This is a genomic window from Pseudoalteromonas caenipelagi, from assembly GCF_013140855.1.
GTDB classification, from domain to species: Bacteria; Pseudomonadota; Gammaproteobacteria; order Enterobacterales; family Alteromonadaceae; genus Pseudoalteromonas; species Pseudoalteromonas caenipelagi.
The window spans coordinates 985,225-1,011,821 of sequence record NZ_JABBPG010000001.1 but is presented as its reverse complement, the minus strand read 5'-3'; the positions used below and the strand labels follow the sequence as shown (position 1 = coordinate 1,011,821).

Genomic DNA, 26,597 nt, shown 5'->3' with positions numbered 1-26,597 from the left:
TTTATGGAATGGTTAGGGGGTGATAATTTCTTTAGGTGCAATAAGCGTGAGTTGAATAAAAACAAAAACCGAACGTGCAGTGCTTCATACTCTTGCCTATGAGACTCTGACCTTCGTCAGGATGACAAAATAGGTCTATTTGTCATCCTGATGGCGTTTTGGATTAAGCATTTAGGGTATGCTGTCTGAGCTCGGATTTTGCTGTAACTTGGTTAAAAGTTAGCGTTTAATCACTTTAACAAGCTTAACCATGTTTTCTTTTAGCTCTACCACTTCCATTTGGTAGTCGGCAATCACTAAGCTAAGTGGCGCATCTGGAATATCTTCAAGATGTTCAACAATTAGGCCGCTGAGCGTTTTAGGCCCTTCGGTTGGTAATTCCCAATTCATTTCTTTGTTAATATCACGGATATTCGCCGCACCATCGACCATGACCGAGCCATCGCTTTGAACGTTGACTTCATCGCTGGCCGCAGGTGTTTGGGTGGTGGTAAAGTCACCGACTACTTCTTCAAGGATGTCTTCAAGTGTTACTAGACCTTGAATATCACCGTACTCATCTACCACTAAGCCAATACGCTCTTTGCTTTGTTGGAACTTAAGCAGTTGGGTATTCAGTGAAGTGCCTTCAGGAATGTAGTAAATTTCGCGCACAGCACGTAATAAAGAGGGCTTATCAAATTGCTCTTTTGTAAGCAGACGTAGCGCATCACGTGAGTGAATAAAGCCAACCGCGTCGTCAATTTGGTCGCGGTACAATAACACGCGAGTATGTTGAGCATGAGTAAGCTGACGCGAAATATCCTTCCAGTCATCGTTGATATCAATGGCATTGATCTCGTTGCGCGGGATCATAATGTCTTCAACAGTCACCTGCTCGAGGTCTAAAATAGAGGTGAGCATGTTTTGGTGATTAGATGGCAGCAATGCACTTGATTCATTCACCACAGTTTTTAGCTCTTCTTTACTTAAACTATGCTCTTCAATTTGTTTGCTGGAGATGCCAAACAATTTGAGCATGCCGTTGGTGATCCAGTTAACTGTGATAACCAGTGGAAACAATACCTTAAGTAACCCTTTTAAAACAATAGAACTAGGGAAAGCGACTTTTTCAGGGTATAAAGCGGCAAGCGTTTTTGGCGTCACTTCAGCAAATATAAGCACCACGAGGGTTAATACAAAAGTTGCGATGGCAATACCCATATCGCCGTATAAACGTAAACCTATGATGGTTGCAACTTGCGCAGCTGCGATATTAACGAGGTTATTACCTATGAGGATCAGGCCGATGAGCCTATCAGGGCGTCGTAGCAGTTTACTTACACGTTTTGCTGCCCGGTGGTTTTCTTTTTCTAAGTGTCGCAATCGAATGCGATTTATTGACATGATCCCCGTTTCAGAGCTAGAAAAATAGCCCGAGGCCATGATAAGCAAGCCCAATATTATAAATAAGGTGCTTGTTGATATGTCGTCCAACAGTGGATCCCTTTCAAACTTACGAACGTGTATTAAGCGTTAGCTGGCGATAAGAGTCAAGCTAAAACTTCCCTAGGATGACCTCTTGAATAAATCGGCTGCCAAAATAAGCCAATGTAATCAATCCTGAAGCAGTCATGATTGAAACTACCACAGCTTTGCCACGCCAGCCAAATTTATGATGCCCTAAGGTTGCAGCAGCAAATATAGTCCACGCCACTAACGACAATACCGTTTTGTGAATAAACTCATTAGCGAACATGCCATCTAAAAATACAAACCCAGACACAAGCGCTAACGTAAGCAATGCGGTGCCTATGGTGAGTAGTTGATACAGCTGCCTTTCAACTTGCATAAGTGGTGGCAGGTGACTGTGCATAATGGCTAAATCTTTGTGTTTGAGTCGGTTATCAATATAAAAGAATTGTACGGCATAGAGGGTTGCAATAATAAGCACACAATAAGCCAATAGTGACAGCGAAATGTGTACCACAAGTCCTAAATCGACATTGATGGTTTGCATTATAATATGGTGCGGAATAAATATACTGGCCACTAACAGTAGCGCCGCAAAGCCATACACCACAGGCAGTAATAAGGTTGCAGGAAATTTCAATGAGACGGTAGTAACACTGACCACAATAACCCAGCAGGTGAGCAAGGCCACATTCACGGTACTTAGATCTTGCCCATCGTTGGTGAATACAGAGTTTACTAGCAACAACATATGAGACAAAATTGCCAGCGTACTTAAAATAATTGTAAGCTTTTGGCTTGGCCCTTCTTTATGAAATAGTCTCGATAAAACGTGACCCGTTGCGAGTACATAAAACAGGCTGGCAAATAAAGACAAGCTAACAATCAACATTAAAGTGTGCCCACTAATAAATTTCCTTTATAAAAGCTATTGTATTTTAAGCACTGCTTCTTGCATAGACTTTCCAAAAAGAAACTTTGTATGCACTTGAACACTGTATTAGTCGGGGCCATATCAGTATAATGCTAAGCAATTACGATTTATTGGAACCTAATACATGTTTGAAAACCTCCAGGAACGTTTAGGTAAAACGCTAAAAAACATCAGCGGCAGGGGCCGCCTAACCGAAGATAATATTAAAGAGACTCTGCGCGAAGTACGTATGGCGCTGCTTGAGGCCGATGTCGCATTACCTGTGGTTCGTGAGTTTGTTAAACAAGTAAAAGAGCGAGCGGTTGGCGTTGAGGTCACCAAAAGCTTAAGTCCAGGTCAGGTATTCATTAAAATTGTTCGCGAAGAGCTTGAAAAAGCCATGGGCGAATCTAATGAAGAGCTTAACTTAGCGGCACAACCTCCTGCTATTGTGATGATGGCGGGTTTGCAAGGTGCGGGTAAAACCACCAGTATTGGTAAATTGGCTAAGTTTTTAAAAGAGCGCAAGAAAAAATCTGTGCTTGTGGTCAGTGCCGACGTATACCGTCCAGCGGCAATTAAACAGCTTGAAACATTGGCCAGTGAAGTAGATGTTGAATTCTTCCCAAGTGACATTTCACAAAAGCCTGTAGACATTGCTACCAACGCAATTAGCCACGCGAAGAAAAAATTCATTGATGTAGTGCTTGTTGATACCGCTGGTCGTTTGCACGTAGACAACGACATGATGGATGAGATTAAAGCACTACACAGCGCCATTAATCCAATTGAAACGTTGTTTGTTGTGGACTCAATGACGGGTCAAGATGCGGCGAACACAGCCAAAGCATTTGACGAGGCGTTACCGCTGACCGGTGTGATTTTGACCAAAACCGATGGTGATGCCCGTGGTGGTGCGGCGTTGTCAATTCGTCATATTACTGGCAAACCAATCAAGTTTATTGGTGTGGGTGAGCGCACTGACGCGTTAGAACCTTTCCACCCAGACCGTATTGCTTCTCGTATTTTAGGTATGGGCGACGTACTGTCGCTTATCGAAGAAGTTGAGATGAAAGTTGATAAAGACAAAGCTGCCAAAGTGGCAGAAAAAGTCTTTAAAGGTGACGGTTTTACACTCGAAGATTTTGCTGAGCAGCTACGCCAAATGAAAAATATGGGCGGCATGATGTCGATGCTGGAAAAGCTACCGGGCATGAATAACTTACCCGATGCAGTAAAAGGTCAAGTGGGTGATAAAACCTTTAACCAAATGGAAGCAATCATCAGCTCAATGACACCAAAAGAGCGCGAGCGCCCTGAAATCATCAAAGGTTCACGCAAAAAGCGTATTGCGGCTGGTTCTGGTACACAAGTGCAAGACATCAACAAGTTGCTGAAGCAATTTACGCAAATGCAAAAAATGATGAAGAAGATGAAAGGCAAAGGCGGCATGATGAAAATGATGCGCGGCATGAAAGGCATGTTACCACCTGGCATGATGGGCGGCGGTGGACCTAAGTTTTAATAGATAACTATTTAGTAAAAACCCGAGTTAAACTCGGGTTTTTACTAGCGCTAAAATAGCAAAATTCATAATTAATGCTTTGGGTAATAGGCATTTATATATAAAAATACCGCTAAAGTTAGCGTAACTTTAGTCAAACGTACAATAACTCTGTGATTAGAAATCCATATCGCAGATGATCATCATTCCGCCTCGGCTACATTGCTGGATCATTGGCGGGCTAACCGTTCTTGAAGTGTCTGTCACATTTCCATCGTTATCTGTTACTCGTAATCTAACAGTGGTTGGAGAGGTTATATCAACATGACTTTTTGCCGTGCTTACACCACCAACCCATTTTTCCACCTTTTGTACTTGACCGTCACGGTCACTGTAGTTGAAATCAGCCACAACAACGCCAGTTTTATAATAAGTCGTGCCTGTTCGAGAGTCATATCGTTCTGTTATCAGGTGTTCTCTAATAACAGCTAAAGGCGTGTATTCACAAGATTCTTGCGTCACAGTGTCGTAAGCAACACTGGTCAAAGTGTCACTACATTGGTACGTGTTCCACTGACCATTCTCATATACTGTCTCGCTAATCGTATACCACTGTGTCGCACTTCTACTAACGTGCTCTTGCATGAACCTGCCCGAGGCCCAGCAACTGGCCCAGCCGTAATAGTAAGGTATGTTCTGAGTAGTCGTTTTACAATTTACTTTTTGATCTCCGGCAGCAGCGGCATTGAAAGAAAGCGCGGTTAGTGAACTAATTGCGAGCATAGTTAAAAGTTTCATAATTATCCTTATTACTTTATATTTATTATTACATTGTTATTAAAATGCTTTGACGTTTTAAGTTTTTATATCAATACAAATTGCGAGGGTCAAGCAAGTATTGTTTTTATAAAAATTAAATGGGTGATTTCTGGTTTTGTAGGTTTAAATTGGTGGAGGGGTTTTAAATTTACTCTTTTCCTATTATATTTTATTTGAAATCGGATTTATATGTGTAAAATATTACAGGTTGCATAAAGAAAGTATAATGTGTTTGATTAATAGCATTAATGTTTTGCTTTATCTCATGCGATAATTTCTTTAAGGGATTTATAATTTCTTCCCAAGGCAACTGAAAATTTTAACTTTTAGTTGAATAACGAGCAATATCCTGCTCGTTATTTTAGTGACTGTAATGCAAGTCTTTAAACTTGCATTACAAGCTGACTTTAAAGCGCACATTGTGACTTATCCACTTGCAGCTCAATGTCCACCCATACCAATCGATGATCAGAAGACGCGCTTCTGTCTGCGACTAATTCAGCCCCATCTTCATCTTTTGCTGGCCAAAATACACCACTGTTGGTGAGCGTTAAATCAGCTGATGGCAGCACATAGTCTGCTCTCATGCCCCAGTGAGCCGTGTGAGATGCTGCATGTGGGTTTTGTGGCTTATTTAACAAACCGCCATTTGAGGTTGGGGCCAAATAGTTGTTTATACGTGGATGCTTAAGTAGCTGGCTGATGGCTTTGGGGTGTGCATCACCATCAACTGAGCTGGCGTTTAAATCGCCCAAAATAACGAATGATTGACCGCTAAATCCGCCTTTTTTTCCTTTATCATCATATAAGTAGTTATTACCAGTTTCGCTGATATAGTCTTTCCACAGTCTAATTTCATCGTGATTGCGTCGCCCATTTCTGTCTTCTGGACCATCAAACACGGGGGGAGTGGGGTGGCTGGCGAGTATATTGATTTGTTGGTCACATATTTTAACTGGCACATCCCAATGAGATTTAGAAGAAAGGTGCATAATGTCACGCTCATTTTGAGCATACCAGCTGTTTCCGTCTTGCTTTGTAGGCATTAAATGATTGGGCATGTCTTGCCATAGGAAATGCTGGAAGGTACGCACATTGTCAAAATCAATTGGAAATTTAGACAGTAACACCATGCCATATTGGCCGGGATAATGGCCAAAACCAAAATGCGTTAATCGTGCATTTTCGCCCATTATAGGCGTCTTGACTCCTGTGTTTACTGGGGCTAGGTAAACATAAGGGTAGGTGATGGGGTCAAAGCCATTTTGTGATACTTCTAAATATCTATTTTTAAATAGATTAATCCCTTGTTCAGGGTCGGCGATGTAATCAAATTCATTGAGCAAAACCACATCGGGGCGTGTACGTTGAATTATTTGAGCAATGTTATTAATTTGCTTGAATTGGTCACTTTGCAATGCCGTAGTTAAAGCGTTGCCAGATGCATCGAGGTTATCAGTCAATTTATAGTTCGTTGCTTCCATACTAACGTTGAACGTAGCCACTCTAATTGTAGGCTTATCTTTAGAGGCGAATCTATTGGGCTGATTTTGAAGGCCGTGACAGCCTAGGTTAAATAATGAGGCTGCTAAAATTGCGAGAAGAGTACGTTTCATTGCTAACTGAGTCTTAATAAATGGGAGTGATAGTTTACACGGGTTAGTTTAAAACGCAGTTGGTGGAATGTAAGTAATCTGTAGTTTTTAGTAGCAGTAATGGTTTAGTTGATAGACAATCATGTTTTCTAGGTCCGAACTATCGTAATGGAGTGTAGTGTATGTATGAGTTTTTAGTTGGGTTGGAAGTGTCAAATGATGAAGTTTATTCAGATTACCGCCGTGCAATGAAACCGATATTAAACCAGTATGGAGGCGGTTTTGGGTTTGATTTTAGGGTATCTGAAGTGTTACTTTCTCAAGTTGATGAGCCGATTAATCGCGTTTTTACTATTCACTTTCCAAACCAAAATGCAGCGGATAGCTTTTTTTCAGACTCTGATTATTTGGCTGTAAAGGCAAGGTATTTTGACTCGTCCGTCGCAAATACGACGATTATTGCCAGTTATGAAAAGACTGCGTAGTTTATCGACTTAAAATAAGAAAAATTAAGAATTAAATCGCAAGGATGATTGTATGAAAAGGGTATTGGCCATTGTCGTTTTATGTTTTTTTTATTTATCCGCTTTTTCGAGCACGAGTTTTGCCGCCACAGTGACTGAGCGTGAAAAATTAAAGGCACTAGAACAACAGCTGGATGTTTTGGGCGATAGTGGCCAAGTTAGCGGGAGCTTTTTGTTTTCGCGTAAAGGAAAGGTGATATTTAAAAAAACAATAGGGAAGGTTCACCCCAATAGAGCTGATAAGCTACTCACTCACTCTGCTTTTAATCTGGGCTCTGTATCTAAGCAGTTTACCGCCATGGCGATTATGCTACTTCATCATCAAGGCAAGCTTAACTATGATGAACGGGTCAGTCATTACTTACCAAAATTTCCCTATAAAAATGTCACTATTAGGCACCTACTGACGCACACCTCAGGTATGGTGGACTATGAGGAATTAACCGATAAGTATTGGGATGAAAGAGATTTTACCAATCAAGATATGATGGTGTTATTTGCAAAGCATGCACCCTCTTTAGAATTCAGCCCTGGGAGTCAGTTTGAATACAGCAATACAGGCTATGTGGTGCTAGCTCACCTTGTCGAAAATATATCAAAGCAATCATTAGAAGCGTTTTCAAAACAATATATCTTTCAACCATTGCACATGGAAAATACGCGTATTTTTACTGTTTTATCTAAAAATCAAGATTTCAAAAATAGAGTCTATGGGCAGTTTAAAGATGAATTAGAAGATTTGTATCACCTAGAAGGGGTGACAGGAGATGGAGCGGTATATTCTACCGTGGATGACTTGCTTAAATGGCATAACGGGTTACGCGATCATCAACTTTTACCAGAGACATTACAGCGTGAAGCATTTTCCCCAACCGTGCTAAACGACGGTTCGCTTTCTCATTATGGCTTTGGTTGGTCGATTGATGATGAGTCGCCTTTTATCGTTGCGCATTCTGGGAACTGGGTTGGCTTTAGAGCATACATTCATAGAAATATGAGCGAAGACGAAGTGCTTATTTTTATGACCAATCAAAGTGGTGGGTTAGGTTTTGATGAGCTGAGAACGTTGCTCTATTCAGCATTAGATACTGAATTAAGTTATATCTATTAGCATCTAAATTTTGACACTTAATACGATGTCTTGGCTGAAAAAAGTGACCGTTTTAATCAAAGGAGCGAATAATATGGGACGGATAATCGCGGCGATTGTGTGTGCAGTATTAGGCATTTATCAAGTTTTTTTTGGGGAGTTTACCTTCGGGTTAATTTTGATAGTAGCGGGTATTTTTTTTATGGTTGTTGATACCTCTCAAGGTGGCTCGTTCAGCTCGACTCGTTCGTCTAGCTCAACGACAAACTTTGACTCTTACGACTCTGGTGGTGATAGCGGGGGCGGAGATTAAGGTATGTATTACAAAGCGGGGCTTAAGGGTTCTGTATTATGTTATGGTAATGAGGCTGCTATATACACGGACTAGTTCTTAATTTTAAAGGACTTTGAGCGAGTATTATCAACTCGATTAAGAGATCCTGACCTTCGTCGCTGCGAACTTGTTGCAGGATCTCATTCCATTTAGACGAACAGGGTTTATTCGAAAGATTACGGATGTTCTTGTAATTAAACGTTTTTTGACGCTTTATTGTCAATTAACAATTCTCTCGCAGCTTTTGTTAGTCTCACCAGTTCTTTACGTACACAGGTGCTATCCAAACACAACTTTTCAAATTGCACATAATAGTTTTTCTCGTTAGCGCGCAAGTAGCAGCCGTCGCTGACGATAGTAGTCATAGTAACGTTACTAGTATCAATGCCGTGGGTGAGCTTTAAGATCAGACGGTTAGCATCGCTGTGGTCGTCATTCATATGGTTAACCATATTGGCTTCGTCGTTTAAATCCCATTGTGGCTGCGCTTGTCGCCATTCGTCTTTTTCAATCCAAAAAATATGTCCAAAGCCACCAATATAGCGTACGCGTTTAATTTCCATACGCCACAACTTGAAATCATGGGCTTGGCGGTAGCTAATGGCCTCAGGGTATTGGCGTTCATAGCGGGCCAAAAGTGCATCTTGCTCTGCACTTGGCACGGGAGCTGCGTCGCCTACCAGAGTTACCCGTGCATGGGCATTTTGGTCGCCTTGTTCGGCGGCATCAAATACGGTAGCGCACATTTTACTGTTTTCAGATAGGTTACGTGAGTGTTGTGCAATACCTGCAATGTAAAATACTAGTCGGCCTTCATTGTCGCTCATAAAAGGTGAAACAGAACCAAATGGGTAACCAGCCAGATTTTTTGAAATGGTTGAAATAACGCAAACATTAGATTGTCTGACTAAAGTTCGGGCTTCAAAGGCCGCTTGTTCACGCATGAGTTACTCCTTGCTGTGGTTCAGAAAATATCATGGGTATTTGATAATTAGGGTGTATTGTAATTTGCATGTCCGTCCTATAAATAGGTCGTAAAACCGAGTGTTGTAAAACCTTTTGTGGTTTGCCATCATGACTCAGACTTCCTTGGTTTAATAGCAGTACACGATCAGCATACAAAGAGGTTAAGTTTAAGTCATGTAATACTGCAACAACAGTATTACCTTGCATAGCAAACTGCTTGGCTCTGGATAGCGTTAAATGCTGATAGTGCATATCGAGTGCCATGTGGGTTCATCTAATAACATCAGTTTAGTGCGCGTTGAGCAGCAAATTTGGGGTGCAAAACGATTGAGACAAACAACTTATGACTGGCGGCTTTGCAAAGCAGCTAGTGTATGGGCTTGATTTTGAACGCTACGACACCACGCGTCCTCGCTTTAAAACTCGATTAGACGCTACAGGGCAAACGCGCTTTGCTAACCAGCAGCAAAAGGCATTTTCTGGCGCTGATACCGATATGCTGGGCATTTTTGCGCAAACTAATATGACTCTGATTGATGCATTGCTAGATCTACAGATGTCGTAGGGCAAGATAATGACACTAACCTAAGCCAATATACGCAGCCTGGTAGGCATATTGCTGCAAAACTGAAATATATATTTTAAACTTGTTTGGGAGCGTCTGTGTGACAATGAGGCGCTCCTACCGTGATTTTTGTGCTCGTTTAGTGTACGCACAGACTAATATGGGTCTAATAGCGCTGGCAATGGCAGAAAACTCAATTCTTACTTGCATTGTTGAAAAAAACTCGTACAATTCCCCAGCTTCCCAATAGTGGGAAGTAAATCTTATTAATGAAAACAGTCAATCTATTTAGAGGACGGTATGGTAACTATTCGTTTGCAACGTGGTGGCGCTAAGAAGCGTCCTTTCTATCAAATTGTGGTTGCGGATAGCCGTTTCTCGCGTGACGGTCGTTTCATCGAGAAAGTAGGTTTCTTTAACCCTATTGCTGCTGGTCAAGAAGAAAAACTTCGTCTAGACCTTGCCCGTGTTGATCACTGGGTAGGTCAAGGTGCAGGTCTTTCTGATCGTGTAGCTAAGTTAGTTAAAGACGCTCGTAAAGCGGCTTAATAGGCGTAAGTGTAACCATGAGTCAAGAAAACACCACGATTATTGTAGTAGGTAAGCTTGGTGCCCCTTATGGTATTAAGGGCTGGCTTAAGGTGCATTCATTTACTGATGATCCCCAAGGGATCTTCGATTTCAGCCCATGGTTGATAGGGCAACAAGGTAAATGGCAAACCCTTGAAGTAAGCGACTGGCGTCGCCACAACAAGGGCTTTATCGCCAAGTTCGCGCAAGTAAACGACAGAGACCAAGCAATGGCATTTACCAATGCGGAAATTTCTGTAGATTCTGCGCAACTGCCAGAGCTTCCTGAAGGGGAGTTCTATTGGCGAGATCTCATCGGCATGTCTGTTGTAACCGATAAAGGTTATGACTTAGGACAAGTTGATGACTTGATGGAGACAGGGTCAAATGACGTTTTGGTTGTGAAAGCAAACAAAAAAGATGCATTTGGTCAATCTGAGCGTTTAATTCCTTTTTTAACTGATTCGGTTATTAAAGAAGTTAAACACGAAGAAAAACAAATTATTGTTGATTGGGATCCGAGCTTTTAATGAGCCAGCAAAAACCATTGTGGGTTGGGGTGATTTCACTCTTTCCTGAAATGTTTGATGCAATAACCCAACAAGGCGTTACAGGCCGTGCGGTTAAAAACGGTTTAATCGATTTTAACTGCTGGAATCCACGAGACTATGCCACTGATAAGCATAGAACAGTGGATGACAGACCTTACGGTGGTGGTCCTGGCATGTTGATGATGGTGCAACCATTACAGCAGGCAATACTTGCAGCTAAAGAGGCAGCAGGCGAAGGCGCTAAAGTAATTTATATGTCTCCTCAAGGGCGAAAACTAGATCAACAAGGCGCGGCCGAATTGGCCAAGTCGGAAAAATTGATTTTAGTAGCTGGTCGCTATGAAGGTATAGATGAGCGGATCATCGAGTCTCACGTAGACGAAGAATGGTCCATTGGTGATTTTATCCTCAGTGGTGGTGAACTTCCGGCCATGACATTAATTGACGCAGTAGCGCGATTAGTGCCAGGGGTGTTAGGTCATAACCAATCTGCGGAGCAAGACTCATTTTCGGATGGCTTGTTAGATTGTCCTCACTATACTCGGCCAGAAACATTGGATGGCAAAAAGGTACCTGCTGTATTACTCAGCGGTAACCACCAAGAGATAGCCAAATGGCGCACTAAGCAGTCATTAGGTCGAACTTGGTTACGACGTCCAGACTTGTTGCGTAACCTAGCTCTGACTGAGGAGCAAGCGACACTACTCGCTGAATTTCAGCACGAGTACCAAAAAGCTTGTGGCTAGAAGACAGTTACACCTAGGAATGTGAGAAATAAAATGGCAAAAGTAAACCAAAATATTATTAAAGAGCTTGAAGCTGAACAGCTTAAGCAAGACGTACCTGCGTTCGGCGCTGGTGATACAGTTGTTGTACAGGTACGCGTAAAAGAGGGTAACAAAGAGCGTCTACAGGCCTTTGAAGGTGTTGTAATCGCTAAGCGTAACCGTGGTCTACACTCAGCTTTCACAGTTCGTAAAATTTCGAGCGGTGAAGGTGTTGAGCGTGTATTCCAAACGCACAGCCCACTTGTTGACAGCATTACAGTTAAGCGTCGTGGTGCGGTTCGTCGCGCTAAGCTTTACTACTTGCGTGAGCGTTCAGGTAAATCAGCACGTATTAAAGAGAAACTTAACTAATACGCGCTTTTACCACGCTAAAAAAACAGGCCACTCATTGAGTGGCCTGTTTTGGTTTGTAACCTAAAAAATTTCATCTAACATATAACCGCTTTTCGCTTTCTTCATTTTAGCTATCTTGATAGACTAGCTGTATCATATTTTTTACTGCTGTAATTTTTGCTTTACACTTCATGGCGAGCATAATGAATCTAAACGAACTAAGACAAGGCATCGATGCGTGCGATACCGAGTTAGTTAACTTGTTGGCTAAGCGTAGCGCGTTAACCGAACAAGTGGGTATTATTAAACAACAAACAGGTGCGCCATTGCATGCACCTGAGCGTGAAGCACAACTGATTGCTTCAAGACGTGAACAAGCGCAAAACTTAAGCGTTAATCCAGATTTAGTAGAAGATATTCTTAGGCGTATGATGCGAGAAGCCTATGAGAATCAACAAGGCAAACTGGCGTGTGCTGCACCATCATTATCCCCTGTGGTGATTGTTGGTGGTGAAGGGGCGATGGGCCAGCTTTTTGCAAAACAATTTGAGCGTTCAGGGTATGAAGTGCGCATTTTGGATAAGGCGCAGCAATCGCAAGCCCAATCGTTACTCTCTGACGCAAAATTAGTGCTGATCAGCGTACCAATCAATGCCATTGAAACCGTTGTAAGTAATTTGCCCGAATTACCAAAAACGTGTGTTTTAGCTGATATTACTTCGGTAAAACAAAAGCCCCTTAAAGTGTTGTTAGAAAAACATAGTGGCCCAGTGGTTGGCTTGCACCCCATGTTTGGTCCTGATATTTCTCATTGGGTAAAGCAAACGATTGTGGTTTGCCATGGCCGCATGGACCAAGAGTGTGAAGGGTTATTACAACAGCTCAACATTTGGGGGAGTCAGCTTGTTGAGGTTGACGCTAAAAAGCATGATCAAGCGATGCAGATTATTCAGGTGATGCGCCATTTAACGACGTTTGTATATGGGCAGTTTTTATCAAAACAGTGTCATACACTGGAGGAGCTCAGAAGTTGTTCTTCACCCATTTATCAGTTGGAATTAATGATGGTTGGTCGCCTGTTTGCGCAATCACCCGAGCTATACTCAGATATCATGTTGGCACAATTTGATGATGTGGAAGGGTTGTTGGCAAGCTATCAAGACACATTTGCCAGTACCTTAGAGAAGCTGAGAAAGGGCGATAAAGAAGCGCTAATAGATGCATTTACTCAAGCTAAACAGTATTTTTCAGATAGTGCAGCACAATTTTTAACCCAAAGTCGCGGCTTGTTGAACAAAGCCAATGATGCCAAAGTGCTCGATTAATGAAGGCGAAGTTTTCCAGCTAGCATACCATCGCCCTGAACTTGTCTCAGGAAGGGGATTTACACGTTAACATCGCTCGTCACTTCTATAAGTGAAGAGCGATGTTAAGTAGCGTTGATGGGGGTGTTACACTACCTCAACAGCCTGCATCGACTCACTCTGATAGCATCCTAAAATACGTACATACTGAGTGTGATCTTTTAGCTCTTCTAATGCTTTTTGTACATGCGATTCAGCCGTATTGGCGACCAAGTCAACATAGAAGACTTCTTCCCATGGGTTGCCTGGTACTGGGCGCGACTCAAGTTTAACCATATTGATGTTATGCTGCTTAAACACCATCAGCGCATCCGCTAACGAACCAACTTGTTGCTTGGTTGCCATAATAAGGCTGGTTTTTGTCGGGATCTGGGTTGAAACATGCAGCGCTTTACGAGCGACAACAATAAAGCGACTATGGTTTTCAGCCTGATTAGCAAGTCCTGTTTTGATCACCTCTAAACCAACATCTTTACCCGCTTGAGCAGAACCAATTGCGGCACTATGAGGTGTATTTAGAGCACTTTGCAAGGCACTTGATGTAGAGTCACAGGTTTCGTGTAGTACATCCCCTAAGCCCTGTACAAACTTACTGCACTGGGCAAAAGGTTGTGGGTGAGCAAATATTTTTTGCACATCTTTGAGTTGCGTATCAGGTGTTGCTAATAAACAGTGCTCAACGGTATGCGTTACTTCTCCAACGATTGAAACCTGTGCATGTTGCAACAGATCAAATACTTCATTGATACTGCCTGAGCTGGTATTTTCAATTGGTAATAAGCCATAATCAGCCTGGCCTTTTTCAACTTGTTCGGTGATTTGTTCAAAACTTTGACAACCGTTTTCAACGAGTTTACCGGGTCTGCGGCTAAAATACTTGTGACAGGCTAACTGGCTATACGAGCCTGGGCCACCTAGATACGCTACACGGTGAGTGTCGCCAACCGCATCGGGGTTGAGGCTTTTTTGTAGCAGTGCTTGTTGATTAAGCACAGAGTCTTCCAAAATGGTCTGAAATACATTGTTGATGTAGTACGCATCTAACCCCAATGATTTGCCATAACTGATCAGCTTTTCAAGTAAAGCTTGCTCGCGACGCTCGTCTCGAATTGGCTTTTTATTGGCAATTTTATATTCTAAAACGCTATAACTTATACGTCGACGTTTTGCGAGTAATATTAATAGCTCAGAGTCAATCTCGTTTATGTCGCTCCTTAGAGCGTTTAAAGTATCTTCAGTCATAGGTCCTCATTCCCATTGGCAAAAAAAAACCTCCCAGTTGGGAGGCTTATAATTTGTTGGTGTTGCACGCAAACAAACAAGCCCCCTCAATCAAAGAAGCTAAAAAAGAAAAATACGTAAGTGCGAGCAACAATTAAATTCATAAATAAAATGATAAAATAAAATTCTGGATACATTATTAGCACATTTTAAATCTGTTCGACAAGCTTTAGTTTTGTAAAAGTTTAAGAGTTACGTTGTTTTAACAAAGCAGTAAAACGTCAAGCTTGGCGTATGCCTTGAGTATCTGTTATATTTGCTCGACTAAGGTGTAAAAATAACAACTAATTATAAGGGTTTAGCTGTGGTCAATCGCCGACCCCCTTCACGTTTTGGCATACACTCGCTCAGTGTTAAGTTATCAGTGCTAATTTCAGCGGTGTGTTTGATCGCCGGTATTTTCGCTGCTGCATTAATGCTTAAATCTGAAGAAAGACAGTTGATCCATGAAGAATATGCTCAACTAAAAAGGTATAGCAATCAAACGGTTAAGCAGTTTAATCAATTCCTAGAGCACAAGTCGAACTTAGCAGAACAAGCCAACGCAATTGTTGCAAAAGAGTTGTGGTACCAAGCAAAGAATATTGCTGGGGATCAACCCGTTGATATCCTCTATCGTGATGGAGTCTTTGAAAGTACCGCCAGCAATGGGTTGTCCGCCGCAGAGCTTTCGTCGACTGAGCTAAGTGATAAACATCAGAAAATTTTTCGACAATCTGAAATGCTATGGAATGTCATCGCTCCTTCGTTGTTGCAAGACTTCTTTAACTTCTACATTAACACGCAAGACGGCTTTACACGCGTAGCACCTCCTAATGTATTGATTAACAATGATGCTAGACAAGCGTTATTTAACTCACATTTTCTACCCATGTTGCGAGAGGAATTAAATCCTACAAGAGAAGCACTCTGGTCAGATGTGCATTTTGATCCTATTTGGAACAAATGGGTGATCAGTATCTTAGTACCACTTTATTACAAAGATGAATATGTGGGTTTTACGGGGTCAGATATTGAAGTGAAACAGATGCTGTCACAGCTGCTGCTATCCGATGAGCATCAAGGCTACGTTATATTTAATTCAGAAGGAGACATTATTGCGGCGCCTACTACAGGCAAAGTAACAATGCAAAGCGATAATATCAATCAGTCTGTAGCAGATGTTTTTCCTGAATTAAGTAAAGTATTTGAGCCGGTATTAGATGCTAATTTAACGGAGTTTCAAGGTGAGTTTGAGCGCAGTGGTCAAGCTCACATTATTAATGTTACCACCTTAAAAAAGCTAGGCTGGTATCTTGGGGTTTATAAAAAAAGAGATTCTAGCTTATCGTCGATTGAGGCATTAAAAGTAAAATTTTTTGGGCTATTCATTTTATATGCCGCATTTGTTGCATTATTACTTCATCAAGTTTTATATCAGTTAGTGTTAAGTCGAATTAACGCGCTTGTAAGTGCTGTGAGTGGATTTGGCAAGGGGCAATGGAAAACGCCTAATTTACCTGTTAGTAATGATGAAATTGGCTTGCTTAATGATACGGTCAATAAAATGAGCAGTGAGATAAAAGCATTGGTCAGTGGACTCAATCAACGTATCGCTGAAAAAGAAAAGGCCGAAAAACAAGCAAATCGTTTATCCAAAGCAGTGTCATTTTCGGGTACGGCGGTTGCAATCACCAATGGCAACTTTGAAATTGATTATGTAAACCCCAAAATGATCGAAATGACGGGGTTTGATGAAGCGCACTTTATCGGCAGACCCTTACTAGATATTATATCAACAGATATGGCAATTTTAATTGATGATATTGATATCGATTTAAGGAGTAGAAACTATTGGCGTGGCGATACAATACTGGCTGGCTCTGGTACTGCGCTAATTTGGGTGAGTTTGAGTATTTCGCCAATACGTGAAGCAGATGGCACTATTTCAAGCTATGTGGCCTCTGCACAAGATATCTCCTTTGTTAAAGAAAGCCAGCGGAAAATGGAAGAACTGGCCTATTTCGATACCTTGACGGGTCTTGCCAATCGTACTTTTTTTAGAATGCAGCTAAGAAAGTCTATGGCTTTGGCAGGGCGAGGTCACTACGCCTTTGCATTGTTTTATTTTGACCTCGATGAGTTTAAGCGAATCAATGACACTTTGGGTCATGATGCTGGTGACAGACTATTAGTTGAGGTGGCAGACCGGCTCAAAACCCGTTTACGTGCAGAAGACACCATAGCGCGTTTAGGGGGCGATGAATTTGCGGTATTGTTAAGTGGTATTGATAGTCGCGACAATGCAATGGAGGTTGCCCATACCATTCAGCGTACAATCAATAAACCAATCAAACTCGGTAATAATGAAGTGATTGTTAGCGCAAGTATTGGCATTACCATGGCCCCTTTTGATAGCCAAGAAGAAGAGCAACTGCTTAAACATGCCGACTTGGCAATGTATGAAGCAAAGGCAAAAGGGCGCAATACGTTCCATTTTTATTCTCAAGAGTTAGATGCAGCAGCAAATGAGCGTTTATATATAGAAAACGAGCTGCGTATTGCTATTAAAGAGCAGCAATTTAAGCTGCATTATCAACCGCAAGTAAATAGTGAATCGCTCGAAGTGATTGGCTACGAAGCATTGATAAGATGGTATCATCCAGAACAAGGCTTTATTCCTCCTGATAAATTTATCCATATTGCTGAAGCTACGGGGCTTATTGTTGAGTTGGGAGAATGGGTGTTAGAAGAAGCGTGTACTTTTTCTATGCAATTGCAGGGCGTTGGTAAAGCAGGGAGTATGTCAATTAACCTATCAGCACGACAGTTTAAAGATGATCGCTTGATCAGTACACTTGCTGATGTTCTAAAGCGAACAAAAATGCCATCACATTTACTTCATCTTGAGCTAACGGAAAGTATGTTGATGGGGGATGTTGAAGCAGCAATCACACAATTGCATGAAATCAAAAAGCTTGGTGTAGCGTTATCTATTGATGACTTTGGTACCGGCTATTCCTCTTTAAGTTACCTCAAGCGCTTCCCTGTAGACATGCTCAAGGTTGACCGCTCATTTGTTAAAGATATTCCTGAAGATCAAAATGACATGGAGATCACCGCGGCGATTATCGCCATGGCGCAAAAGCTACAGTTACAGGTGGTAGCAGAAGGTGTTGAAACGCGAGAGCAAGTCGACTTCCTACAAAAGAATAACTGCTATGTAGTGCAGGGATATTTTTATAGCCCGCCTATTGCTCAGTCCGATGTTGAAGCATTTTGTGATGCGCTAAAACAGCGCATTTAATACTCAGTACAGATGGCTACTATTCACAGAAATAGTGAATAACGAGGGTGTTAGCTGTTCAGCGCTTTTATTCGACAGTGTGATCGCATAAAATGCACCGCTATTGAGAAAAGAGGTAAGTAGTAGCTATGCGTGTAGCATTAGGTATCGAGTACAACGGTGCAAATTATTGTGGTTGGCAAAGACAATCGCATGTAAATAGTATTCAACAAGAATTAGAAACAGCGCTGTCTAGGATCTGCAATCATCCTGTAGAGGTAGTATGTGCAGGGCGCACTGATGCGGGGGTTCACGCAACAGGGCAGGTGGTACATTTTGATACTGACGCACAGCGAGACATGAGTGCCTTTACACTTGGCTTAAACTCTCAATTACCTGATGATATTGCAATTCGTTACGCACAACAGGTTGACGATGAGTTTCATGCCCGCTTTAGTGCCACAGCAAGGCGATATCGTTATGTGATCTATAATCACCCGTATCGACCTGGTATTTTACGAAGTGGTGTCACGCATTATCATCATCAGCTAGACGAAAAGCTTATGCAGGCAGCATGTCCTGCGATGATAGGTGAGCAAGACTTTACTTCCTTTAGAGCTGTACATTGTCAGTCAAATACACCTTTTCGCAATATTCATCACCTAGATGTGAAACGGGTCGGAAATTATATTGTGATAGATATCAAAGCCAATGCATTTTTACATCATATGGTTAGAAATATTACTGGCTGTTTAATTGATATTGGTATTGGTAAAGAGTCACCAGAATGGATGCAGCACTTACTCAATATTAAAGACCGTACTCAAGCAAGTGCCACGGCAAAACCAAACGGTTTATATTTAGTAGATGTTGACTATCCACAAAAGTGGCAGATCCCATCAACACCACTTGGACCATTGTTCTTACCAGAATAATGACGCTATTTGAGTCATAAGGCAGCAAAAATAATAGACTACTAAGACCAGTTTTTTATATCTCTGACACCTAATTCATGTTTTAATTATAGAAATTCGTCTGTGCAGATACAGACATTACAACACAGGATTAGCAATAAGAGAGTTGCCAAATGAGTTGGTTAGAAAAAATATTACCAAAGACGACTAAGTCGTCGGGTAAAAAAGAGATCCCAGAAGGCGTTTGGGCGAAATGTTCAGATTGTGACTCTATTTTATACAAAGCAGAGTTAGAAAAATCTTTAAATGTGTGTCCAAAGTGTGACCATCACATGCGTTTGAGCGCCAGAAAACGACTTGAGCTATTTTTAGATGATGCCGAACGCCAAGAGCTGGGCGCACATCACGAGCCTAAAGACATATTAAAGTTTAAAGACTCGAAAAAATACTCAGATCGTATCAGTGCAGCACAAAAAGTCAGCGGTGAAAAAGACGCACTAGTAGCAATGAAGGGTCGCCTAAAAGGTATGCCAGTTGCTGCAGTTGCATTTGAATTTGCATTCATGGGCGGTTCAATGGCCTCTGTTGTGGGGGCTCGATTTGTCGATGCGGTTGATGAATGTTTGAAGCATGATATGCCATTGGTATGTTTCTCTTCATCTGGTGGCGCTCGTATGCAAGAAGCTTTAATGTCTTTAATGCAAATGGCAAAAACCAGTGCAGCGCTTGCAAAAATGTCTGAGCGTGGTTTACCGTTTATCTCGGTATTAACTGATCCAACGATGGGTGGCGTATCAGCCTCACTGGCGATGTTAGGTGATATTAATGTGGCTGAACCAAAAGCACTGATCGGTTTTGCAGGTCCTCGTGTTATAGAGCAAACTGTACGCGAGACGCTTCCTGAAGGCTTCCAACGCAGTGAGTTCTTATTAGAGCACGGTGCGATTGATATGATTGTAGACCGCCGTGAAATGCGTGACACACTCGCGCGTATTTTGGCTAAGTTTATGGACTTGCCTTCTACTGAACAAGAGCATAGAGTAGCGTAAATTTTTTTAGTATAGCTATTTTTTATGACAGTTCAGACTCCATGCCAATCATCAACCCTTGATGATTGGCTTTGTTATTTAGAAGGTGTTCATCCTTCAACTATCGAAATGGGGCTTGAACGCGTAAAGCGCGTTGCAGAGCAAACCCAGTTACTCGATACGTCTAGTAAAATCATTCTTATTGGCGGCACAAATGGCAAGGGCACAACAGCACGTTGTCTTGAATCTTTGCTGCTAGCTCAGGGCTATAGCGTTGGCACGTATGCCTCACCTCATTTAATTCGCTACAACGAGCGAGTACGTATAGATGGTCAAGAGCTTGATGATCAAGACCATATAGATGCGTTTCATATGCTTGAGCAAGGCCGAGGAGCGACACAACTAACCTACTTTGAGTACGGGACTTTGGGCGCTTTAGCTATTTTCAAACGTTATGCTGTAGATTATGTGCTCTTAGAAGTTGGTTTAGGTGGACGCTTTGATGCCACCAATATTGTTACGCCATATGCGAGCGTGATCACGACCATAGATTTAGATCATAAAGAGTATTTAGGTGACACCAGAGAACTTGTCGGTTATGACAAAGCGGGGATTTTTAGAGCTAATACGCCAGCGGTGGTTGGAGATCTAAATATCCCTCATACTGTAACAGATTACGGTACGGAGATTGACGCAGACTTAGTTTTGGCGAATAAAGATTTTAGCCATATGCTTTCAGATAATGGCTTTAAATGGCAATACTTAGATTATGATTACGAGTTTGCCACACCAGCTATCCCCATGCAAAATGTCTCAACTGCATTGACCTTACTTGCTAAATTGAATTTGTTACCGACGCAAGATGTGATCAGTCAATGCCTATCAGACCTAACAGTTGAAGGACGCTTTCAGCAGTTAAGCGAATCGCCCAGAGTCTATACTGATGTGGCGCATAACCCTGAATCTGCGCGCTATTTGAGGCAAAAAATTGCCCAGTTACGAACGCAGGGGTTTAAAATTCATGCTTTAATCGCTATGCTTGCAGATAAAGATAAAGCGAGTGTAATCAAAGAAGTGTCTGATGTGGTTGATATTTGGTCATGTGCTTCTTTGCAAGGTCCAAGGGCGGAGCAAGCTGAAAATTTGCAAACGATGATACGGTTGCAAACTAAAGCGCCATGCGCCATTCATAGTAGCGTTCAAACGGCGCTTGACGATATTCTTGCTAAGCAGCCGAATGATACCGCGTTGGTGATATTTGGTTCATTTTTTACAGTGGCTGATGCCATTCAATATTGGCAAAAATAAGAGAGTAGTAACGTGGACTCAGGATTTGTAAATCGTTTAATAGGCACCAGCATTGTTGTTGTGGCTGCTATTATTTTTATCCCCAATATTCTTGATGGTGAAAAAGTACATTACAAAGAAGGGTTCAAAGCAATCCCTGAACGTCCTGAATTCGCGACAGTTGATTTGCAAGCCGTAATTGATGAACGAGCCTCGCAAGCGCCAAAAGTCCAAGGGGAGCCGGTGGAAGATATTGCACCGGATGACCACGTGTTTGTAGCAGCGAGTACAGATGATAACTTAGCTAATGAACCTCAAGCTACTCAGGCAAAAGAGGCGACAGCTGATATACAGGAGCAATCAAGTCAGGCTGCTCCTGTTGTTACTCAGCAGCAGGCTCAGTCAAAAAGCGAGGCTAAACAACGTGCAGCCACTTCAAATTTAACGAGTATGGCGTATGTTATTCAATTAGGAAGCTTTTCTCACAAACCAAATGTTGATGCGTTGGTTGCCAAGCTTAAGAAAAATGGCTTTAAAGCATTTACACGCCCGGTTAAAACCCCTAATGGAACCTTAACTAAAGTGTTCGTTGGGCCCGATTTAAATAGCGCTAAACTTGAAGCTAAGTTACCAGAGCTAAAGAAATTAACCAAGTTGAATGGGCGTTTGACACAATTCGAAATTGCAAAATGATCTGGTAATTGACTGGCAGCTCTTATAGAATGCGCCCCAAATTAACGACTTGTTGGTTCTTATGATCTGGGTTGATTACACCATTCTTGGTATTGTCGGATTATCGACTTTATTTGGATTAATTCGTGGCTTTGTAAAAGAAGCTATGTCATTAGCCGTTTGGATTGGCGCCTTTTTCATCTCCAGTTTTTTTTACCAATATCTAGCAACCTTCCTAACCTCCATTTCAGAACCCCTTTTAAGAAATGCTGCCGCAATTGCCATATTATTTTTTGCGACATTACTGTTGGGTGGATTTGTTAACTATATTTTAGGTGAGATTGTGCAACGCACAGGCTTAACCGGCACAGACAGAGTCTTCGGATTAGTGTTTGGTGCTCTACGAGGCGTATTGGTCGTTAGCGCCTTATTGTTTTTTCTAGATGCATTCACCAATGCGCCAAGTACGCAATGGTGGCCGGCATCAACTTTGATCCCTGAATTTGGCTTTGTAATAGAATGGTTTTTTTCCTATCTAGAGCATAACTCCAGCTTTTTAAATTCAGTAAACCGTTAATCGGCGAGGAAAATTTAATGTGTGGTATCGTTGGGATAGTCGGAAAGTCTCCTGTTAATCAGGCGATTTATGATGGCTTAACTGTTTTGCAGCACCGTGGTCAAGATGCGGCGGGTATTATTACCATTGACAACAATACGTTTAGCTTACGTAAAGCGAATGGCTTAGTGAAGGATGTGTTTCACACACGCCATATGAAGCGATTACAAGGTAGTATTGGTATCGGCCATGTGCGTTACCCAACAGCTGGTTCTTCGAGTTCCGCTGAGGCACAACCTTTTTATGTAAACTCACCTTTTGGCATAGCGCTGGCGCATAATGGTAACTTAACTAATGCTGAAGCGTTAAGAGAGCGTTTGTTTAAGCAAGCGCGCCGTCATGTTAATACAACTTCTGATTCTGAAACCTTGCTGAATATCTTAGCTTACGAGCTCGGTAAAACTGAAAAAATGAAGTTAGATGCGCAAGATATGTTTGCTGCCATCACTGCTGTTAATAATCAAGTAACGGGTGGTTATGCAAGTATTGCAATGATCATCGGCCACGGTATTTTGGCATTCAGAGACCCAAGCGGTATACGTCCGTTGGTGTTTGGTAAGCGCGAAACGTCTCAAGGCACGGAATATATGTTTGCCTCAGAAAGTGTTGCATTGAAAATTGATGGTTATGATTTTGTTCGTGATGTTGCACCAGGTGAAGCAATTTATGTAACTGAAGACGGTGAATTTTATTCACAACTTTGTGCAGCTAAGACAATGCATGCACCATGTATCTTTGAGTTTGTATACTTTGCGCGCCCTGACTCTGTAATTGATAAAATGTCTGTTTACGCCACGCGTGTAAATATGGGTACAAAGTTGGGCGAGAAGATTGCTAGAGATTGGGCTGACAAAGAAATAGACGTTGTTATCCCTATTCCTGAGACCTCTTGTGATATTGCTTTAGAAATCGCATCAGTGCTTGATTTACCTTATCGTCAAGGTTTTGTGAAAAACCGTTACATTGGCCGTACATTCATTATGCCTGGGCAAGAAATGCGTAAGAAGTCGGTACGTCGTAAGCTCAATGCGATAGACAGCGAGTTTAAAGGTAAAAATGTACTGTTAGTGGATGATTCAATTGTTCGTGGCACAACATCTGCTCAGATTGTTGAAATGGCGCGTGAAGCTGGGGCGAAAAATGTGTACTTTGCCTCTGCAGCACCAGAAGTGCGCTTTCCTAACGTTTACGGAATAGATATGCCATCAGCTGCAGAGCTGATTGCTCATGGCCGTGAAGTGGAAGACATCAACTCTAGCATTGGCTCAGATGGTTTGATTTATCAATCTCTACCGGATTTAATTGCTGCGGTACGAGAAGAAAACCCTGAGATCACACGTTTTGAAACATCGGTATTTGATGGCCAATACATTACAGGTGATATTGATCAAAATTACTTAAACCGTGTAGATGCGTTGCGTAACGACTCAGCAAAATCGACTCGTGAAAAAGCGATGTCTGCAAGTCTTGAATTACACAACCAAGAAACCGGTGAAGGTGAATAAGTACTGATCACAACGAGCAGCAAAAAAAGGAGCGTGACATCGCTCCTTTTTTGTTTCACTTTTACATCATGCTAGCTAAAAGTAGGGCTAATAATACCATTGGTCCAAAGTATTGCGGTTGTAGCTAAAATGATCACCAGCAAAATAAGTCCGCAGGTAACCACTGAGCTTGCGTAGATAAAGCCACGCTCTTCAGGGATGTGCATTAAAATAGGCACGCCTGTATAAAGCAGGTATACCGAATACGCTAACGCCACTAAGCCTACACTTACCACAAACCATAACTCGGGGTAAAAGGCCGAAAATGCAGACATAAACATAGGGGTTGCGGTGTAAGCTGATAATTCAATGGTCTGCGTAAAGGTGGGTTTGGCCCCGAAGGTTACAGCCATCCAGTGCGATAGATAAGATAATGCAAAGATGCCGACTATTAAGGCTACATACATAGCTACCGCAATTAATAATGCACTGTCGTGAGTGAGATAAACGGCGTCTCCGGCACCAATTTTCCACCCTAAATGCACCGATGAATAATAACCCATAATGCTTGGTATTAGCGCAATTAGGGCTATGTGAGAAAGACTATATTTAATGCTTTCGTGACGATTGTCGATGGTTTGCCACTCTTCGAGTGGATGGGCATATAAGCCCCATAAATGGTTTAAGATCATAACCGGCCCCTCATTAATATTGTTGTGTTATTTTTATACTGCGTCTGTTTAGTTATGAGAGACGGTCCGATTTTTGTCAAGAATAGGTTAAACTTTTGTCTAATTGAAACATTCAGAACCTAGTAAAGCTTACCTAATTGTACAGTATCAATGCCTAACGAAGTTATGATCACGCATTAGGTTTTGACTGTGAAGAGGTTCTGTGCAACTTGTCTATAAATCACCTGTGCCTATTGTCACTCCATTTACAAATAATTACATCAAGACTATTTCTTAATTGTTAATAATGTATTTGAGAAGTATTATCCAGCTCGCCTAATTTTAGGGACTATAAAAATAATGAGCACTGGAGTAACTATGTTCAAAAAATCACTATTATGTGTAGCGGCTGTTACACTGTTCGCGGGATGTTCGTCTGTTCCACTTGAGCCAAAAGAGTTGTCGGAACAAGCAAAGCAGTTTTCAGCACCTTCAGATGGTATGGCTGGGTTATATATTTATAGAGACTCAATGCTCGGAGCTGCTCTCAAAAAAGACGTTTGGGTGGATGGTAAATGCGTAGGGGAAACAGCACCGAAAGTATTCTTCTATACAGAGGTAGAGGGCAATAAGGAGCATGCAGTTGCAACTGAGTCTGAGTTTTCTCCAAATGATCTAAAGGTCGAGACGCAAGCGGGCAAGCACTATTTTGTTGAGCAGTATATTAAGCTAGGTGCTTTTGTTGGTGGTGCCGATGTTAAAGTGGTGAGTGAAGAGGAAGGTAAAAAAGCGGTTTCAGCCTTAAAACTGGCCAAGCAAGGCAAATGCAGTAGCCAATTGTAATGCTTTAACTGGTTTGTAACATGGTATCTAAATAACCTGAGCTTCGGATAACTAATACCTCTCTAGCAGCTAGTTTTAACGCTAACTGCGTTGAATTCACTTCTAATAGCCTGCTATTAGTACGTAAATTCGCCTTGTTATCCCTAAAACTACTGGCTAGATGAGAATGAAAGTTAATCATTTTATTTAAAAACAATGAATTAACCTATTTCTTATCCAAACCTCAGGTTAGATATTTGGATACCATTTGGTTTAGTATGCCACCCTTACAAAAGTTAAACCTCAATAACTCCCTCTAGATACTTCACCGCGAAACCACTGATGAGCACACGTTCACCCTCAACCTCGCAGTACAGCACACCTCCTCGCTTTGACGCTTGATAAGCAACAAGCTTGGATTTTCGCCCAGTAGGGAGCAAGACCTGTATGAATAGAGCCCGTTACCGGGTCTTCATCACCGCCATTAGCAGGCCAAAAGTAGCGAGAGATAAAATCATATTCACCATGAGATAGAGCGGTTACTACCACATCAAGTGGCCTTAATTGCATCAGTTGTGTTTTATCTTGAGTGACGGCCAACACATCTTCTTCATGATCATAGATAGCAAAGTAGGCCTGAGCGTTTTTTAACACGTTGCTCGGTCTTATCGATAGTCCAAGCAGTAGCTGTTGAGGTATTGTTTCAAGCTTTTGCGGCATGCGATTCGGAAAGTCCATTTTAATGCGTCCATCAGGGGATTTTTCTATCATCATACTTCCCACAGCTTTAGCATAAAGCGTAATTGACGCTTGCTCGGGAAATCGTGAAAAAATCACGTACGATGCTGCCAAGGTAGCATGCCCACAAAAGTCGATTTCAGTCAGTGGAGAAAACCAGCGGATATGATAATGCTCGTTTTGCTTTACCAAAAATGCCGTTTCTGAGAGGTTGTTTTCAGATGCGATAGATTGCATTAAATCATCAGCTAGCCAAGTATCAGTGATCTCCACGGCTGCAGAGTTGCCGCTAAAGCGCGTATCAGTAAATGCATCGATAATATTAATGGCTAACAGCATACTCATTCCTTGTTCTTGTTCTTGTTCTTGTTCTTGTTTTTGTTCTTTGTTTTATATGAGTCTATATTTCTATTAGGTACAATACGTTGTATTGACCTTAGCGGTAAGCCCG

General features: G+C 41.8%; 26 protein-coding genes and 1 pseudogene. 18 read left to right on the top strand and 9 right to left on the bottom strand.

What is annotated here, in order from left to right; genetic code table 11:
- Positions 1 to 219 precede the first annotated feature (219 nt).
- Entirely contained in the window at positions 220 to 1,476 is a 1,257-nt protein-coding gene (locus HG263_RS04465) for an HlyC/CorC family transporter (RefSeq protein ID WP_171624842.1), read from the bottom strand.
- Between the two features lie 61 nt (positions 1,477 to 1,537).
- The gene (locus HG263_RS04460; RefSeq protein ID WP_171624841.1) at positions 1,538 to 2,344 is read right to left on the bottom strand and encodes a cytochrome C assembly family protein; all 807 of its coding nucleotides are present in this window, start codon (positions 2,342 to 2,344) and stop codon (positions 1,538 to 1,540) included.
- A 166-nt stretch (positions 2,345 to 2,510) separates the two neighbouring features.
- Between HG263_RS04460 and ffh the strand changes: the two genes are divergently transcribed.
- Complete coding sequence (ffh, locus tag HG263_RS04455; protein WP_171624840.1) at positions 2,511 to 3,890, top strand: signal recognition particle protein; 1,380 nt, start codon at positions 2,511 to 2,513, stop codon at positions 3,888 to 3,890.
- A 156-nt stretch (positions 3,891 to 4,046) separates the two neighbouring features.
- Here the strand turns inward: ffh and HG263_RS04450 are convergent, their stop codons facing one another.
- The gene (locus tag HG263_RS04450) at positions 4,047 to 4,667 is read right to left on the bottom strand and encodes a hypothetical protein (protein ID WP_171624839.1); all 621 of its coding nucleotides are present in this window, start codon (positions 4,665 to 4,667) and stop codon (positions 4,047 to 4,049) included.
- Positions 4,668 to 5,095: 428 nt separating this feature from the next.
- Positions 5,096 to 6,304, bottom strand: a complete 1,209-nt coding sequence (locus HG263_RS04445) for an endonuclease/exonuclease/phosphatase family protein (RefSeq protein WP_171624838.1) — start codon at positions 6,302 to 6,304, stop codon at positions 5,096 to 5,098.
- 161 nt (positions 6,305 to 6,465) lie between these two features.
- On the opposite strand from HG263_RS04445, the gene HG263_RS04440 reads away from it, so the two are divergent.
- The 3 genes from HG263_RS04440 to HG263_RS04430 all read left to right on the top strand — a co-directional run bounded on the left by HG263_RS04440 (position 6,466) and on the right by HG263_RS04430 (position 8,210).
- Positions 6,466 to 6,768, top strand: a complete 303-nt coding sequence (locus HG263_RS04440) for a DUF1330 domain-containing protein (RefSeq protein WP_171624837.1) — start codon at positions 6,466 to 6,468, stop codon at positions 6,766 to 6,768.
- A gap of 52 nt (positions 6,769 to 6,820) precedes the next feature.
- Positions 6,821 to 7,918, top strand: coding sequence for a serine hydrolase domain-containing protein (locus tag HG263_RS04435; RefSeq protein WP_171624836.1), 1,098 nt, complete (start codon positions 6,821 to 6,823; stop codon positions 7,916 to 7,918).
- A 73-nt stretch (positions 7,919 to 7,991) separates the two neighbouring features.
- Entirely contained in the window at positions 7,992 to 8,210 is a 219-nt protein-coding gene (locus HG263_RS04430) for a hypothetical protein (protein WP_171624835.1), read from the top strand.
- A gap of 215 nt (positions 8,211 to 8,425) precedes the next feature.
- On the opposite strand, the gene HG263_RS04425 is transcribed toward HG263_RS04430, so the two are convergent.
- Together HG263_RS04425 and HG263_RS04420 are read right to left on the bottom strand one after the other, a co-directional pair.
- Positions 8,426 to 9,175, bottom strand: coding sequence for a HugZ family pyridoxamine 5'-phosphate oxidase (locus HG263_RS04425; protein ID WP_171624834.1), 750 nt, complete (start codon positions 9,173 to 9,175; stop codon positions 8,426 to 8,428).
- Entirely contained in the window at positions 9,168 to 9,461 is a 294-nt protein-coding gene (locus HG263_RS04420; protein ID WP_171624833.1) for an ATP-binding cassette domain-containing protein, read from the bottom strand. The genes HG263_RS04425 and HG263_RS04420 overlap by 8 nt, the downstream gene beginning before the upstream one ends.
- A 79-nt stretch (positions 9,462 to 9,540) precedes the next feature.
- Between HG263_RS04420 and HG263_RS04415 the strand changes: the two genes are divergently transcribed.
- The 6 genes from HG263_RS04415 (at position 9,541) to tyrA (ending at position 13,329) form a co-directional block, all read left to right on the top strand.
- Positions 9,541 to 9,762, top strand: coding sequence for a hypothetical protein (locus HG263_RS04415; protein ID WP_171624832.1), 222 nt, complete (start codon positions 9,541 to 9,543; stop codon positions 9,760 to 9,762).
- 300 nt (positions 9,763 to 10,062) lie between these two features.
- Complete coding sequence (gene rpsP, locus HG263_RS04410) at positions 10,063 to 10,311, top strand: 30S ribosomal protein S16 (protein WP_010382415.1); 249 nt, start codon at positions 10,063 to 10,065, stop codon at positions 10,309 to 10,311.
- A gap of 17 nt (positions 10,312 to 10,328) precedes the next feature.
- Positions 10,329 to 10,862 carry a ribosome maturation factor RimM gene (rimM, locus tag HG263_RS04405; RefSeq protein WP_171624831.1) on the top strand — a complete coding sequence of 178 codons (534 nt, stop codon included), beginning with the start codon at positions 10,329 to 10,331 and terminating at the stop codon, positions 10,860 to 10,862.
- Positions 10,862 to 11,629 carry a tRNA (guanosine(37)-N1)-methyltransferase TrmD gene (gene trmD / locus HG263_RS04400; protein WP_171624830.1) on the top strand — a complete coding sequence of 256 codons (768 nt, stop codon included), beginning with the start codon at positions 10,862 to 10,864 and terminating at the stop codon, positions 11,627 to 11,629. Before rimM ends, trmD begins: the two co-directional genes overlap by 1 nt.
- A gap of 33 nt (positions 11,630 to 11,662) precedes the next feature.
- The gene (gene rplS / locus HG263_RS04395; RefSeq protein WP_058030692.1) at positions 11,663 to 12,022 is read left to right on the top strand and encodes a 50S ribosomal protein L19; all 360 of its coding nucleotides are present in this window, start codon (positions 11,663 to 11,665) and stop codon (positions 12,020 to 12,022) included.
- Positions 12,023 to 12,195: 173 nt separating this feature from the next.
- On the top strand, positions 12,196 to 13,329 hold the full coding sequence (gene tyrA, locus HG263_RS04390; protein WP_171624829.1) for a bifunctional chorismate mutase/prephenate dehydrogenase: 1,134 nt from the start codon (positions 12,196 to 12,198) through the stop codon (positions 13,327 to 13,329).
- Positions 13,330 to 13,455: 126 nt separating this feature from the next.
- Here tyrA and HG263_RS04385 read toward each other — a convergent pair whose 3' ends face one another.
- Positions 13,456 to 14,610, bottom strand: a complete 1,155-nt coding sequence (locus HG263_RS04385) for a chorismate mutase (RefSeq protein WP_171624828.1) — start codon at positions 14,608 to 14,610, stop codon at positions 13,456 to 13,458.
- A 343-nt stretch (positions 14,611 to 14,953) separates the two neighbouring features.
- On the opposite strand from HG263_RS04385, the gene HG263_RS04380 reads away from it, so the two are divergent.
- The 7 genes from HG263_RS04380 to purF all read left to right on the top strand — a co-directional run bounded on the left by HG263_RS04380 (position 14,954) and on the right by purF (position 23,936).
- Entirely contained in the window at positions 14,954 to 17,935 is a 2,982-nt protein-coding gene (locus tag HG263_RS04380) for an EAL domain-containing protein (protein WP_171624827.1), read from the top strand.
- A gap of 128 nt (positions 17,936 to 18,063) precedes the next feature.
- Entirely contained in the window at positions 18,064 to 18,849 is a 786-nt protein-coding gene (truA, locus tag HG263_RS04375; protein ID WP_171624826.1) for a tRNA pseudouridine(38-40) synthase TruA, read from the top strand.
- Positions 18,850 to 19,001: 152 nt separating this feature from the next.
- Positions 19,002 to 19,877 carry an acetyl-CoA carboxylase, carboxyltransferase subunit beta gene (gene accD, locus HG263_RS04370; protein ID WP_171624825.1) on the top strand — a complete coding sequence of 292 codons (876 nt, stop codon included), beginning with the start codon at positions 19,002 to 19,004 and terminating at the stop codon, positions 19,875 to 19,877.
- A gap of 24 nt (positions 19,878 to 19,901) precedes the next feature.
- Positions 19,902 to 21,164 carry a bifunctional tetrahydrofolate synthase/dihydrofolate synthase gene (folC, locus tag HG263_RS04365; protein WP_171624824.1) on the top strand — a complete coding sequence of 421 codons (1,263 nt, stop codon included), beginning with the start codon at positions 19,902 to 19,904 and terminating at the stop codon, positions 21,162 to 21,164.
- A gap of 12 nt (positions 21,165 to 21,176) precedes the next feature.
- A complete protein-coding gene (locus tag HG263_RS04360; RefSeq protein ID WP_171624823.1) occupies positions 21,177 to 21,836 on the top strand; it encodes an SPOR domain-containing protein in 660 nt (219 codons plus the stop codon).
- A 61-nt stretch (positions 21,837 to 21,897) separates the two neighbouring features.
- Positions 21,898 to 22,392, top strand: coding sequence for a CvpA family protein (locus HG263_RS04355; protein WP_171624822.1), 495 nt, complete (start codon positions 21,898 to 21,900; stop codon positions 22,390 to 22,392).
- A 17-nt stretch (positions 22,393 to 22,409) separates the two neighbouring features.
- Entirely contained in the window at positions 22,410 to 23,936 is a 1,527-nt protein-coding gene (gene purF / locus HG263_RS04350; RefSeq protein ID WP_171624821.1) for an amidophosphoribosyltransferase, read from the top strand.
- A 71-nt stretch (positions 23,937 to 24,007) separates the two neighbouring features.
- Here purF and HG263_RS04345 read toward each other — a convergent pair whose 3' ends face one another.
- Positions 24,008 to 24,607, bottom strand: coding sequence for a Yip1 family protein (locus HG263_RS04345; protein WP_171624820.1), 600 nt, complete (start codon positions 24,605 to 24,607; stop codon positions 24,008 to 24,010).
- A gap of 357 nt (positions 24,608 to 24,964) precedes the next feature.
- Between HG263_RS04345 and HG263_RS04340 the strand changes: the two genes are divergently transcribed.
- The gene (locus HG263_RS04340) at positions 24,965 to 25,429 is read left to right on the top strand and encodes a DUF2846 domain-containing protein (protein ID WP_171624819.1); all 465 of its coding nucleotides are present in this window, start codon (positions 24,965 to 24,967) and stop codon (positions 25,427 to 25,429) included.
- Between the two features lie 275 nt (positions 25,430 to 25,704).
- On the opposite strand, the pseudogene HG263_RS04335 reads toward HG263_RS04340, so the two are convergent.
- Positions 25,705 to 26,485 (bottom strand): annotated as a pseudogene (locus HG263_RS04335) (PhzF family phenazine biosynthesis protein).
- Positions 26,486 to 26,597 lie beyond the last annotated feature (112 nt).

Bases quoted from the DNA above. Each gene is read 5' to 3' on its own strand.
- accD (WP_171624825.1), top strand. From the start codon at position 19,002: ATGAGTTGGTTAGAAAAAATATTACCAAAGACGACTAAGTCGTCGGGT.
- HG263_RS04430 (WP_171624835.1), top strand. From the start codon at position 7,992: ATGGGACGGATAATCGCGGCGATTGTGTGTGCAGTATTAGGCATTTAT.
- trmD (WP_171624830.1), top strand. From the start codon at position 10,862: ATGAGCCAGCAAAAACCATTGTGGGTTGGGGTGATTTCACTCTTTCCT.
- HG263_RS04385 (WP_171624828.1), bottom strand. From the start codon at position 14,610: ATGACTGAAGATACTTTAAACGCTCTAAGGAGCGACATAAACGAGATT.
- tyrA (WP_171624829.1), top strand. From the start codon at position 12,196: ATGGCGAGCATAATGAATCTAAACGAACTAAGACAAGGCATCGATGCG.
- HG263_RS04425 (WP_171624834.1), bottom strand. From the start codon at position 9,175: ATGCGTGAACAAGCGGCCTTTGAAGCCCGAACTTTAGTCAGACAATCT.
- truA (WP_171624826.1), top strand. From the start codon at position 18,064: ATGCGTGTAGCATTAGGTATCGAGTACAACGGTGCAAATTATTGTGGT.
- HG263_RS04460 (WP_171624841.1), bottom strand. From the start codon at position 2,344: ATGTTGATTGTTAGCTTGTCTTTATTTGCCAGCCTGTTTTATGTACTC.
- HG263_RS04415 (WP_171624832.1), top strand. From the start codon at position 9,541: ATGACTGGCGGCTTTGCAAAGCAGCTAGTGTATGGGCTTGATTTTGAA.
- rpsP (WP_010382415.1), top strand. From the start codon at position 10,063: ATGGTAACTATTCGTTTGCAACGTGGTGGCGCTAAGAAGCGTCCTTTC.
- ffh (WP_171624840.1), top strand. From the start codon at position 2,511: ATGTTTGAAAACCTCCAGGAACGTTTAGGTAAAACGCTAAAAAACATC.
- HG263_RS04435 (WP_171624836.1), top strand. From the start codon at position 6,821: ATGAAAAGGGTATTGGCCATTGTCGTTTTATGTTTTTTTTATTTATCC.
- folC (WP_171624824.1), top strand. From the start codon at position 19,902: ATGACAGTTCAGACTCCATGCCAATCATCAACCCTTGATGATTGGCTT.
- HG263_RS04440 (WP_171624837.1), top strand. From the start codon at position 6,466: ATGTATGAGTTTTTAGTTGGGTTGGAAGTGTCAAATGATGAAGTTTAT.
- rimM (WP_171624831.1), top strand. From the start codon at position 10,329: ATGAGTCAAGAAAACACCACGATTATTGTAGTAGGTAAGCTTGGTGCC.
- HG263_RS04445 (WP_171624838.1), bottom strand. From the start codon at position 6,304: ATGAAACGTACTCTTCTCGCAATTTTAGCAGCCTCATTATTTAACCTA.
- HG263_RS04355 (WP_171624822.1), top strand. From the start codon at position 21,898: ATGATCTGGGTTGATTACACCATTCTTGGTATTGTCGGATTATCGACT.
- HG263_RS04345 (WP_171624820.1), bottom strand. From the start codon at position 24,607: ATGATCTTAAACCATTTATGGGGCTTATATGCCCATCCACTCGAAGAG.
- purF (WP_171624821.1), top strand. From the start codon at position 22,410: ATGTGTGGTATCGTTGGGATAGTCGGAAAGTCTCCTGTTAATCAGGCG.
- HG263_RS04340 (WP_171624819.1), top strand. From the start codon at position 24,965: ATGTTCAAAAAATCACTATTATGTGTAGCGGCTGTTACACTGTTCGCG.
- HG263_RS04450 (WP_171624839.1), bottom strand. From the start codon at position 4,667: ATGAAACTTTTAACTATGCTCGCAATTAGTTCACTAACCGCGCTTTCT.
- rplS (WP_058030692.1), top strand. From the start codon at position 11,663: ATGGCAAAAGTAAACCAAAATATTATTAAAGAGCTTGAAGCTGAACAG.
- HG263_RS04420 (WP_171624833.1), bottom strand. From the start codon at position 9,461: ATGGCACTCGATATGCACTATCAGCATTTAACGCTATCCAGAGCCAAG.